Raw genomic sequence first — 12736 nt, 5'->3', positions numbered from 1 at the left:
CAAACCCCCAAACCCTAAACTCATAACTTAATATGTGGTACGATAAACTTATAGAAAACGATAAACTTCCAGATCCGGTTTTACGTGCTGGAATTAGGAAATTATTAAAACAGCGCTTAACAGACGAAACTGTTGGCGATGAAGAATTGCAGCAGCGTAAATTTATTAATTTGGTTAACGAATTAAAATCATCGCCAATTGCAGTAAATACCAGTGATGCCAACGAACAGCATTACGAATTGCCTACTGAATTTTTTCAGTATTGCTTAGGTAAAAACTTAAAATACAGCAGTGGTTATTGGAACCCTGGCGTTAAAGACATTGATACTTCTGAAGATGATATGTTGGCGTTAACCTGCAAGCGTGCTGAATTAGAAAACGGTCAAAATGTTTTAGAGTTGGGCTGCGGTTGGGGATCGTTGTCACTTTACATGGCGGCAAAATATCCTGAAAGTAAATTTACAGTGGTATCTAACTCGGCTACACAAAAAGTGTTTATTGATGATGCCGCTGCAAAAATAGGTATACAAAATTTAACTGTTTTAACAGCAGACATGAATACTTTTACCATTGCCGATAGTTTTGACAGGGTAGTATCCGTAGAAATGTTTGAGCACATGCGCAACTACAAATTGTTGTTGGCAAAAGTTGCTTCATTTTTAAAGCCAGATGGAAAATTGTTTGTACACATTTTTACACACAAAACTTTAGCCTACAAGTACGAGGTGATTGACGAGAGTGATTGGATGAGTAAATATTTTTTTACTGGCGGAATAATGCCTTCTAACCACTTGTTTTTCTACTTTAATGACGATTTAAAAATCGAAAAACATTGGGTAGTTAACGGTACAAACTATGGTAAAACTTCTGAAGCTTGGTTAAGCAATATGGATAAGCATAAAAAAGAAATTATGCCCATTTTAGAAAACACTTATGGTAAAGATCAAGCGGTAAAATGGTGGGTGTATTGGCGTTTGTTTTACATGGCTTGTGCCGAATTATTTAATTACAATAAGGGTAACGAGTGGATGGTTTGTCACTACCTTTTTGAAAAGGTTTAGGGTTTAGGTCACTCAATTTGTCTCAAATCTCACTTCTTACATCTAATTAAAGAATGCAGAAACTAGCAATAATAGGCACAGGTATAGCAGGAATGGGCTGCGGACATTTGCTTCAAAATAAATATGACATTACGCTTTTCGAGGAGCTTAATTATATTGGCGGTCACACCAATACAGTAGGCGTACAAGAGGAAGACCGAACTGTTTATATGGATACAGGTTTTATGGTTTTTAATTATGAAACGTATCCAAACTTGTGTGCTTTGTTTAAGGAAATAGATGCACCAGTAAAAAAGACAGATATGTCTTTTAGTGTACAATATGTACCGACTGGTTTAGAATATTCAGGCTCAAGTGTTAAGCATCTATTTGCGCAAAAACGAAATATTTTTAATCCTTCTTACTTAAAAATGTTAATGCAGATTAACCGTTTTAACAAAGAAAGCGTAGCCATTTTAGATGATCCGAAATATGCTGATTACTCTTTGGGTAAATATGTAAAAGAGTTTGGTTATGGCGAAGACATGGTATGGAAGTATTTAATTCCGATGAGTTCTGCAGTTTGGTCTACACCAATGGATCAGATTTTAAATTTTCCGGCGGTTTCGTTAATTCGTTTTTTTAAAAACCATGGTTTTTTAGGCTTAGATACGCAACATCAATGGTATACTTTACATAATGGCAGTCAATCTTACCGCCAGAAGTTAATTGAACCTTTTAAAAATCGAATTAAAATAAATAGCAAAATTACTTCTGTTGTGCGTTTAGAAAACGGAAAGGTTTTAGTGACAACAACTAAGGGCGAGGAGTTGGAATTTGATAAAGTGATTATGGCCAGTCATGCAAACCAGACTTATCAAATAGTAAAACATAAAACTGCTGATGAAGAGCGCTTACTTTCTAAGTTTAAATATCAGCCAAATACGGCAATTTTACATACTGATCGAAAACAGATGCCTAAGAAAAAATTAGCATGGAGCAGTTGGAATTACCGCGTAGAAAAAAAAGGAGATCAGCTGGTACCAAGCACTATTTATTGGATGAATAACTTGCAGGGCGTTTCTGATAAAGTTGATTATTTTGTTTCAATCAATCCATCAGCTACGCTAGATAAAAGTAAAATAATTAGAGAAATTGCTTATGAACACCCATTGTTTGATGTGCCGGCAATGCAAGCTCAAGAAGAACTTTATAAGTTAAATGAAACTGGACCAGTTTATTATTGCGGCAGTTATTTTAAATATGGGTTTCATGAAGATGCCTATAAAAGTGCAGTAGATTTGTGTAGATTATTGTAGAGATTTGTCATCCAGAGCATAGCGAAGGATCTCATATGTAAGTGTATTCTAAAAGGAGATTCTTCGTTGCACTCAGAATGACAAAATTTGTTTAAAATGAACCAAACCTCATCTATATATAAAGCTAAAGTAATGCATCATAGGTTAGCGCCTAAGAAGCACAGCTTTTGGTACAATGTGTTTATGTTTTACATCGATTTAGATGAGATTGAAGTTTTAACTAAGAAATTGCGTTGGTTTAGTTATAATCGATTTAATTTATTCAGTTTTAGAGATAAAGATCATATTGAGTTAGAAAAAGCGGAGGTTAGAAAGGATGGAGGTACTTCTCAAGTTTCACATCTCACATCTCAAACCTCAACAAAACAACAAATCACAGTTTATTTAAAATCCCACAATGTGGAAATAGGAAATGGTAAAATAATGCTGCTAACCAATTTAGCGGTTTTAGGTTATAACTTTAATCCGGTTTCTTTTTACTTTTGTTTTGATGAGGATAAAAATCCGCTTTGCGCAATTGCCGAAATTAGCAATACCTACCATGAAATGAAAATGTTCTTTTTTGGTAAGGATGAGTTACAAGGAACAGCCTTTAAGCAAAGGGTGCAAAAACATTTTTATGTATCGCCCTTTATAGATTTAGATGATTTTTTTGATTTTCACCTTACTGTTCCATCAAAAAAATTGACTGTTCAAATTGACGATTATAACAAAGAAGGAAATCGATTTTTTATAAGTACATTAAATGGTGAGCAAAGACCACTAACTAATAGTTACATGTTACGTTGTTTCTTTGCTATACCAATGATACCTTTGCGTATCATGTGGCTTATCCATTGGCAAGCATTTAAGTTATGGATAAAGAAGGTCAATTATCATCCGAAAGCTGCAAACCAACATCTACAAAAAGACGTATATAAACCTTACAAAACCAATTTAAAATAACTAATGTCATCTCTCTCCATTACAAAATCGAAATCAGGCTTTTACGAAAATGCGGTTATCAATGCGCTAAGTAAAATGGACAAAGGTTTTTTAAACCTTACTTTACCTGATGGCGAAAATATTCAAATTGGTAAGTCGAACGCAAATTTTAGTGCCAACTTGGTTATTAACGATGCAGAGTTTTTTAAATGTGTTGTTTTGTATGGCGATATTGGTTTTGGAGAGGCTTACGTAGATGGGCTGTGGGAAACAGATAACATTACCAACCTTATCAAATGGATTATCCTAAATATTGAAAATGCACCCTCTGTTTCTGGGAGTAAGGTAAAATCGCTGGGATTGAATATTTTCAAATGGTTTAACCGCGTTTATCATAATAATCGCTCAAATAGTATTACTGGTTCTCAAAAAAATATTGCTGAGCATTACGATTTAAATAATGATTTTTTTGCTACGTTTTTAGATCCATCAATGACTTATTCTGCGGCTTATTTTAAAACTCCAGAGTTAACATTGGCGCAAGCTCAGGATGAAAAATATCGTCGCCTTTGCGAACAAATGCAATTAAAAGCATCAGATCATGTATTAGAAATTGGTAGTGGTTGGGGTGCAAATGCCATTTTTATGGCTAAAAATTATGGCTGTAAAGTAACAACGGTAACCATTTCTAAAGAGCAACAAAAACTTGGACAAGTACGAGTTGCTGCTGCTGGCTTATCAAGTCAAATAGAAATCATCATTAAAGATTATAGAAACATCGAAGGACAATTTGACAAAATTGTTTCGGTAGAGATGTTAGAAGCCGTTGGCCATAATTATTTAGAAACCTATTTTGCTAAATGTGCCGAGGTTTTAAAACCTAACGGGATTTTGGCTTTTCAGGTAATTACCAGTCCAGATAGTAGATACGAGAGTTTACGGAGAGGAGTAGATTGGATCCAAAAACATATTTTCCCTGGTTCTTTATTGCCATCGGTTGCAGCAATTAACAAAGCCATCAACAATACAAGTGATTTAACTTTGGTAGATTTAAAAGATTTAGGTTTAGATTACGCCCGAACTTTAAAACTCTGGTTTATCGAATTTAATCACAAGCTAAATGAAGTGAAGGCTTTAGGTTTTGATGAACGATTTATTCGCAAATGGAATTACTATTTAAACTATTGCGAAGCTGCATTCGAAATGAGAAATATCAATGTAATGCAAATGGTTTACACGAGGCCGAATAATACGGAGCGGTAATCAGTTGCCAGTTTTCAGTTGATTTTTCGTTAGTCTGGATTTGCAATCTCGACTAAATCAAATGACGCAATATCTTGGAAAGTTCGTCATGCTCAGCTTGACTGGGCATCTTAATTCGCTTTACTATCATTTAATAATTCTTCGCTCCTTTAGACTGCATTACGATTCCCACCTGCATGGGAAAGACGAATTGAGATAAATAAAAATGGTCCGCATTACTACGAACCATTTTTTATATCAAGTTTTGTCATTCAGATCCGCCGCGGCGGAGAAGAATCTCTACGCAGAATTCTCAAGTGAGATTCCTCTCAGGCCCAGAATGACAAGGTCGCTTAGAAGTTGCGAACAAAATATGTAAATCAAGTCCCCTTTAGAGTCTGCTCCGATTTTACATCGGAGGGATTTAGGGTTTAATCCCTTCTTCTATTGCCACCACCGCTAAACCTTCTGTTACCACCACCAGCGTTTGCACTTGCTGTGCTGCCAGTATGGTTGGGTTTTCTAGCACCACCACCTTGAGGTTTCTTTTTAGCACCACTTAAGTTTGGTTCACGCTCACGAGGTTCGCGTTGATTGCCTTTTTTCTTACCACCACTTTTTGCCGCAGCCGCAGCAGAAAGTAAACTTTGCCAGCTCATCGCAAACGGATGATCTTCATTAACCGGAAGTTTTAAGCCAATCAATTTTTCAATATCATCCAAAAATTCTTTCTCCTCACCATCGCAAAACGAGTAAGCAATACCGCTTAAACCAGCTCTACCAGTTCTGCCAATTCTATGTACATAAGTTTCAGGGATGTTTGGCAACTCATAATTAATTACGTGTGCCAATTCATCAACATCAATACCGCGAGCAGCAATATCAGTTGCTACTAAAACTCGAGTTGTACGAGCTTTAAAGTTGGTTAACGCTCTCTGACGGGCATTTTGCGATTTATTTCCGTGTATAGCTTCGGCCTTAATGTTAATTTTTAGCAAATCTTTAACAACTTTATCAGCGCCATGTTTTGTACGTGTAAACACCAAAACGGTTTCAATCGCTTTATCTTTTAACAAATGCGCCAATAAACCACGCTTATCTTGTTTCTCTACAAAATAAACTGCTTGTTGTATTTTTTCTGCTGTAGAAGAAATTGGTGTAACTTCAACTTTTACAGGATTAGTTAAAATCGTACTAGATAATTTCTGAATTTCGGTTGGCATCGTAGCCGAGAAAAACAATGTTTGTCTTTTTGCAGGTAACTTAGCAATTACTTTTTTCACATCGTGGATAAAACCCATGTCTAACATACGATCGGCTTCATCCAATACAAAAATTTCGATATCGCGTAAGTTCACAAAACCTTGGTTCATTAAATCTAATAAACGGCCAGGCGTTGCCACCAAAATATCAACACCTCTATGCAAGGCATCAGTTTGTGCTTTTTGTCCAACACCACCAAAAATTACCAAGTGTTTTAAAGCTAAGTTACGGCCATAAGCCTTAAAACTTTCTTCAATTTGTATCGCTAATTCTCTTGTTGGCGTTAAAATTAAGGCTCTAATTGGTTTAGGACCTTTAGCATTTGAGTGTGGTTTATCTAATAATTGCAACATCGGTATAGCGAATGCTGCAGTTTTACCTGTACCAGTTTGAGCGCAACCTAACAAATCGCGTTTGAGTAAAATAGAAGGTATAGATTGCTCCTGTATAGGTGTAGGTTGTGTATAACCTTCGGTTTCAAGCGCCTTTAAAATAGGGGCTATGAGGTTTAATTCTGAAAATAACAAAGTATAATTTTTAAATGTAAAATGTCGAAGAAGCTAGAACAATCATTGCTGGAAGGACTAACTTGCGAGTTTGCTTTAAATGATAAAGAAATTCTGCTTCGCTGCAAAGGTACATTATAATAATGGAAAATGGAAAAGGTAAAAGGAAGAGGAATTGCTTTATTGTTTGATTGCTGAATTGTTGTATTTGAAAACTGCTAACTGAGAATTGGAAACCGATGTTAGTGCTTTTCGGCAATTGCAGCCCTGCCCTCGCTACAATCCCCGAAGAAAAATCGGGGTATTTTCGCTAAGTCAGGTTTATATAACGAAGCAAGAAGTTTATGGAAAATGTTAGATAGAAATTTCTACTCCCAATCTTGATACTTGATACTCAAATCTTGCTACTTTCTCTCCTTAAACCTAGTAAAAAACAACAAAGCCAAAATACAAAGTGCAAAGCCAACTACACCATTTAAGCGTAGCCCCTCATCATTTCCAGGATCTTTTCCATATACGGTTAACATGGCAAAAATGGCTATTCCTAAAGTTTGTCCGAGTTTTACAAAAAGGTATTTAACGGCAAAAAACATTCCTTCGTGGTTTTCGCCTGTTTCCAAAGTATCTTTTTGGGCAATATCAGCTAAAATAGCGTTAGGTAAAATACCTAAAGCAGCTAAAGGAAACGATGCAAAAGCGACCAATATAAACATCTGATTGGTAGGCGAGAAGGGCAGTTTCCCTAAAAAGAATATGGTTACGAATATCAAACTTAAAATACCAAAGGCAAAAAGCACCAAGGTTTTTTTGCCAAATTTTTTGGCCCCAATATTTATAAACGGATAAAAGAGAAGTGAAAGCAAAACCATCGTTCCCATAAATTTACCTCCATCAGAGTCTGGGAGTTCTAGTAAAACGGTTACATAATAGAGCAAGCCGCTACTCATTAAGCTTAAAGCAGTGTAATAGGTAAAATCTGAAATCAGGTAATATTTAAAATTGGCATTTCTAAAAGTACTTTTAATGGCTGGCAAAAGCGGAATATGTGTTGGTTTACTTTCTACATAATCTCTCTCTTTAATAAAGATAATTGGCAAAAACATCACTAAGCCAGAAAAAATACTTAACGCCCAAATGGTGTATTGCAACGCATGAAAACGCTCGGTAACGTGAAAAACTGACTGAATTATATCTGCAAAGTTGTTAGATAAGGCACCTAAAATCATCCCTAAAACAAAGCCTACCTGCTGAAAAGTGGATAGTTTTACCTTTTCTTCGGGGGTGTGTGTAAGTTCTGCCAACAAAGCATTATAGGGAATAATATATGTGGTTACTGAAACGAAAAAACCAGCCAATACAAAAGTTAACCACCAAGCATTGTTTATGCTTTCGCCTTTTACAATAGGATAAAAAACTAAGCTGCAGAATAATACAGCAGGTATAATTGCCCATTTCATGATAGGGAAACGCCTTCCTTTAGGGTTAGTGCTGCTATCACTTACCGAGGCAATAAATGGATCGTACGCAGCATCAAATAATCGGCCAGATGCCAAAATTAAAGAGAGGATATTAAAAGCTCCAAAAACCAATAATTGAGGAATTAATGGCGATAAACCTGCACTGCTAGGAGGCAGGTAAAAATAAGGGAGCATAACAATAATAATGTTGGACATAATACTCCAACCCATCATTCCGGCGCAATAAGCCAATTGTTTTTTAAAGGATAGTATTTTTAGTGGCATTTATATTTTTGAGAGTGCTTGTTCTAAATCGGCGATAAGATACTCAGCTTCTTCCAATCCTATATAAATTCTTATCAACACATGTCTGTTATTTGTGTGGTCGAAATCAGCTTTGCTAATGCCTGCACATGCCGGAATGATTAAACTTTCATAACCACCCCAAGAAACCGCCATTAAAATATGCTTTAAACTGTTGCAAAAAGTTTCAATTTTAGGTAAATCTGCATCTTTTAAAACAATGCTAAACAAGCCACCACATTTTTTCATTTGCTTTTTAGCAAGTGCCAAATCTTTATTGTTTTGGCTAAAAGGATGTAAAACTCGTTCAACTTTTGGGTGAGAATTTAAATAGGCAATAACCTGATCTGCTGTTTGACTAATTTTTTCTAACCTGATGGGTAAAGTCCTTAAGCCTCGTAGCAAAAGCCAAGCATTTTGTGGTGCCAATGATGCACCTATATTCATGTATTCTTTGTTGAAAATCTGTTGGAGCAATTCTTTTTTCCCCGTAACCACACCTGCAACAACATCGCTATGGCCGGCTAAGTATTTTGTTGCCGATTGCGCCACTAAATCAATACCATAAGCAATTGGTTGTTGGTAAATAGGCGAGCAATAACTATTATCAATCATAGTTAAAATACCTTTTGATTTTGCTATTTGCGCAATGGCTGCTAAATTTTGCACATCAAAGCTAAATGTATTAGGCGATTCCAGATAAATCAACCTAGTTTGGTTGGTAATTGCATTTTCAAACTGCTCAAGCGCAGTTCCATCCACGAAAGTGGTTTTAATACCAAATTTCGGTAAAAAATCAATGAATAATTTGATGGTCCAACTATATGGATTTTCTACGCAAATTACCTCATCGCCACTTTTTAGTAAGGCCAAAACCGGAATGCTCACCGCTGCGATGCCGCTTCCAAAAACAAGGGCATCCTCTGCACCATCAAGAGCCGCTAATTTTTTTCTTAAAATATCAATTGTGGGGTTAAATCCTCTAGAGTATAAGTTGCCTTGGTATTCATCGGCCAGTGCCTTCCGAAAATCTTCAACTGTATTAAACTTAAAGTTGCTAGTTTGTATAATTGGAGGTGCAATAGCGTTAAAATAGTTTTCTCTTTCTTCGCCTAATTCATTTAAAATATATGATAAGTCCATTAATTAGTTAATTTTTGCCTTTCTATTGTTGAAAAACCTGGTAATGAAATAGATAACTACAAATCCTAAAAAGATGATTAGGCCATTTGTTGCTGCAGTAGGATCATCACTATAAATACTTACCGTTACAAAAAGATAGGCAGCAATAAAAATTATTGGCATAATAGGATAAAGCTTCATCGTATAGATAGTGCTTTTATCTAAATGAGCAGTTGTTTTGCGCAAAAAGAAAATAGCTGCAGCAGAAAAAGCCATGCCAATACTATCTAAAAAAATGGTGTAGTTTAATATCTTATCAAAAGTTTGTGCATAAAATAAAGTGAGGATAGAGATGATGGTAAACACAGTTAGACTTACAATCATTACATCGTTTTTCTTTGTTTTTTTGGTGAAGATACTTGGTAAGGCTTTCTCTTCTCCCATGGCATACATTGCTCTTGGATTGCTCAATAAGTTAACATTTACATAGCCTAAAACAGAAAAGAAAATTAATACAGATAGTACGGTGAAACCTGCGGGACCAAAAATTTTGCCCGCTAAAATGGCGGCAATGCTTTCGGCTGTTTTTAACTGTTCAAAGCCAATTACTTTAACATAAGCATAGTTAATTGCCATGTACAAAGTAATGATTATGCCTAAACCAATAATGATAGAACGAGGTATTATTTTTTTGGCATTTTTGGTTTCTCCACCAAAATTAATGGTTTGTTGGTAACCTCCAAAACTGAAAGAAACTGCAATTAAACAAAGTCCGAGTGCTTTTCCATAATCGCTCCAAGTAGCAGGTAAGCCAGAAGTAGCATTAAAAATAGGAGTGATGCTTGAGGTTTGCTCACCAAAAAACACAGCGCAAATTAGAGTAAGCACCATCACAATTTTAATTACGGTAAGCACATTTTGAGTTTTCGAACTGGTTTTTAATCCCAATAGGTTAATCAGATAAAATATCATTATGCTAACTGCAGCTATCGCGATACGGTATTCACCTCCTTGCATGTCGGCACTTAATATAACTTTACTTAAATATTCGGCTCCAATTAATGAAACCCCAGCAACCGATGCAGCATTGGAAACAACGATAATACAATTAATTGCAAACGCAATTGATGGGTGATAACATACAGAAAAGATTTTGTAGTATCCGCCAGTAACTGGATACCGAGAACCTATTTCGGCATAAGTTAATGCGCCACAAAGCGCTACAAAACCACCAACAATCCAAGCTAAAAAGAAAAGTTCAGGGATTTGCGCTTTACTTGCTACGTTAACAGGAGTTCTGAAAATTCCCATTCCGATAACCAAGCTTACCACAATCATGGCAAGATCAAAAAGAGAGAGTTGTTTTTTTTCTGGCATTGTATTTAAATTGATTTTGGAAGGTACAAAAAATAGTTTTCAGTTTTCAATTCACAGTTTCAATCTTGATTTTAAATGTTTAATTGTGGAAACTTTGTAATTGATATGCAGTAAGATTAAGTTAAATTTGTATTGCTGAGTTGTTTCTCGTCATTTCGACAGAGGAACGACCGAGAAATCTGTTTGTTTATTGCATTAACTAAGAGATTTCTCTCCCGAAGAAATAATCGGGATCGAAATGACGACCAATTAATAACTCTATAATTATGGCAGAACCGATTTATAACGAAGATAGTATCAAATCACTGGATTGGCAGGAGCACATTCGCCGCCGACCAGGTATGTATATTGGTAAGCTTGGCGATGGTTCTGCGCAAGATGATGGTATTTATGTACTTCTAAAAGAAATCATGGATAACTCTATTGATGAGTTTATGATGGGTGCCGGAAAAACTATTGACATAACTTTAAGCGATCAAAAGGTAAATATTAGAGATTATGGTCGTGGAATCCCTTTGGGTAAAGTAATTGATTGCGTGAGTAAGATGAATACCGGCGGAAAGTATGACAGCAATGCCTTTCAAAAATCTGTAGGGATGAATGGGGTAGGTACCAAGGCAGTAAATGCATTATCAACAAGTTTTGTGGTACAAAGCTATCGCGATGGCAAAACGAAAAAGGTAGAATTTAGCAAAGGTTTAATTACGTTAGAGCATCCAGAAATAGATACTACGCAACGTAACGGTACCGCTATAACTTTTTATCCAGACGAAACTATATTTAGAAACTACCATTACATACCAGATTTTGTAGAAAGCATGATTTGGAACTATGTATTTTTAAATACTGGATTAACTATCAATTTTAATAATCAGAAATATTTTTCTGAAAGAGGCTTATATGATCTACTTTCTAAGCAAAATAAACCAGAAGAAATTCGCTACCCGATAATACATTTAAAAGGACATGATATAGAAGTTGCCATGACCCACGGGCAGCAATATGGTGAAGATTACCACTCATTTGTAAATGGACAGTATACCACACAAGGAGGAACTCACCAAGCTGCTTTTAGAGAAGCTGTTGTTAAAACGGTACGTGAATTTTACAAAAAGGAATTTGATGCAAATGATGTAAGAGCCTCAATTATTGCTGCTGTAGCCATACGTGTACAAGAACCAGTTTTTGAATCTCAAACCAAAACTAAACTCGGTTCAGAAAAAATTGCCCCTGAAGGGCAGTCGGTTAGAGGTTTTGTAAATGATTTTATAAAAAAGGAATTGGATGATTATTTGCACAAACATGCCGATGTTGCTGATGCACTTTTGAAACGTATTATCCAATCTGAAAGAGAAAGAAAGGATATTGCTGGTATTAAAAAGTTGGCTAACGATAGAGCAAAAAAAGCATCGTTACACAATAAGAAATTAAGAGACTGCAAAGTTCACTTTAACTCTAACCACGAGAAAAGATATGATACTACACTTTTTATAACGGAAGGAGATTCTGCTTCAGGATCTATCACAAAGTCTAGAGATGTTGACTGCCAAGCGGTATTTAGTTTAAAAGGTAAGCCTTTAAACTGCTATGAGTTAACCAAAAAGGTGGTATACGAAAATGAAGAATTTAACCTTTTACAACATGCTTTAAATATTGAAGATGGTTTAGAAGGCCTTCACTATAACAATATCGTTATTGCCACAGATGCCGATGTTGATGGGATGCACATCCGTTTGTTAATGATGACTTTCTTTTTGCAATTTTTTCCTGATTTGGTAAAAGCCGGTCATGTTTACATTTTGCAAACGCCATTATTTAGGGTAAGAAATAAAAAAGAAACCATTTATTGCTATAGCGAAGAAGAGCGAAGAGATGCGATTGAAAAATTAGGTGGCAAACCAGAAATTACCCGCTTTAAAGGTTTGGGAGAAATATCGCCAGATGAGTTTGGTTTGTTTATTGGGAAAGATATTAGGTTAGACCCCGTTATTTTAAAAGAGCAGACTATTAAAAAGTTATTGGAATATTACATGGGTAAAAACACACCAGAACGCCAACAACACATTATTAGAAACCTACGCATCGAAAAAGATGAAATTAGAGAAGGAGATGAAGAGCGCAATGCAGCAAATACAAATGATTTAGAAGTTGCTTAAAAAAATAAAAAAATTTCTTAAAACAAA

General features: G+C 35.6%; 9 protein-coding genes. 5 read left to right on the top strand and 4 right to left on the bottom strand.

Annotated features, from left to right (window positions below; all coding sequences use genetic code 11):
- Window positions 1-32: 32 nt before the first annotated feature.
- The 4 genes from AC07XU_RS15385 to AC07XU_RS15370 all read left to right on the top strand — a co-directional run bounded on the left by AC07XU_RS15385 (window position 33) and on the right by AC07XU_RS15370 (window position 4546).
- Window positions 33-1061: an SAM-dependent methyltransferase gene (locus tag AC07XU_RS15385; protein ID WP_494944528.1), complete on the top strand. Its 1029-nt coding sequence runs from the start codon at window positions 33-35 to the stop codon at window positions 1059-1061.
- Window positions 1062-1114: 53 nt separating this feature from the next.
- Window positions 1115-2359: an NAD(P)/FAD-dependent oxidoreductase gene (locus tag AC07XU_RS15380; RefSeq protein WP_494944527.1), complete on the top strand. Its 1245-nt coding sequence runs from the start codon at window positions 1115-1117 to the stop codon at window positions 2357-2359.
- Between the two features lie 96 nt (window positions 2360-2455).
- A complete protein-coding gene (locus AC07XU_RS15375; RefSeq protein WP_494944526.1) occupies window positions 2456-3304 on the top strand; it encodes a DUF1365 domain-containing protein in 849 nt (282 codons plus the stop codon).
- Between the two features lie 3 nt (window positions 3305-3307).
- Complete coding sequence (locus AC07XU_RS15370; RefSeq protein ID WP_494944525.1) at window positions 3308-4546, top strand: class I SAM-dependent methyltransferase; 1239 nt, start codon at window positions 3308-3310, stop codon at window positions 4544-4546.
- A 410-nt stretch (window positions 4547-4956) separates the two neighbouring features.
- On the opposite strand, the gene AC07XU_RS15365 is transcribed toward AC07XU_RS15370, so the two are convergent.
- The 4 genes from AC07XU_RS15365 to AC07XU_RS15350 form a co-directional block, all read right to left on the bottom strand.
- Window positions 4957-6315 carry a DEAD/DEAH box helicase gene (locus tag AC07XU_RS15365; protein ID WP_494944524.1) on the bottom strand — a complete coding sequence of 453 codons (1359 nt, stop codon included), beginning with the start codon at window positions 6313-6315 and terminating at the stop codon, window positions 4957-4959.
- 383 nt (window positions 6316-6698) lie between these two features.
- The gene (locus tag AC07XU_RS15360) at window positions 6699-8036 is read right to left on the bottom strand and encodes an MFS transporter (RefSeq protein ID WP_494944523.1); all 1338 of its coding nucleotides are present in this window, start codon (window positions 8034-8036) and stop codon (window positions 6699-6701) included.
- Entirely contained in the window at window positions 8037-9197 is a 1161-nt protein-coding gene (locus AC07XU_RS15355) for a trans-sulfuration enzyme family protein (protein WP_494944522.1), read from the bottom strand.
- A gap of 3 nt (window positions 9198-9200) precedes the next feature.
- The gene (locus AC07XU_RS15350; protein ID WP_494944521.1) at window positions 9201-10553 is read right to left on the bottom strand and encodes an APC family permease; all 1353 of its coding nucleotides are present in this window, start codon (window positions 10551-10553) and stop codon (window positions 9201-9203) included.
- Window positions 10554-10819: 266 nt separating this feature from the next.
- Here AC07XU_RS15350 and AC07XU_RS15345 point away from each other — a divergent pair, with 266 nt between their 5' ends.
- Window positions 10820-12709 carry a DNA topoisomerase IV subunit B gene (locus tag AC07XU_RS15345; protein ID WP_494944520.1) on the top strand — a complete coding sequence of 630 codons (1890 nt, stop codon included), beginning with the start codon at window positions 10820-10822 and terminating at the stop codon, window positions 12707-12709.
- Window positions 12710-12736 lie beyond the last annotated feature (27 nt).

Source organism: Pedobacter sp. GW456-11-11-14-TSB4 (genome assembly GCF_059424425.1).
The sequence above is the reverse complement of the archived record's forward strand: the minus strand, read 5'-3'. Positions and strand labels throughout refer to the sequence as shown.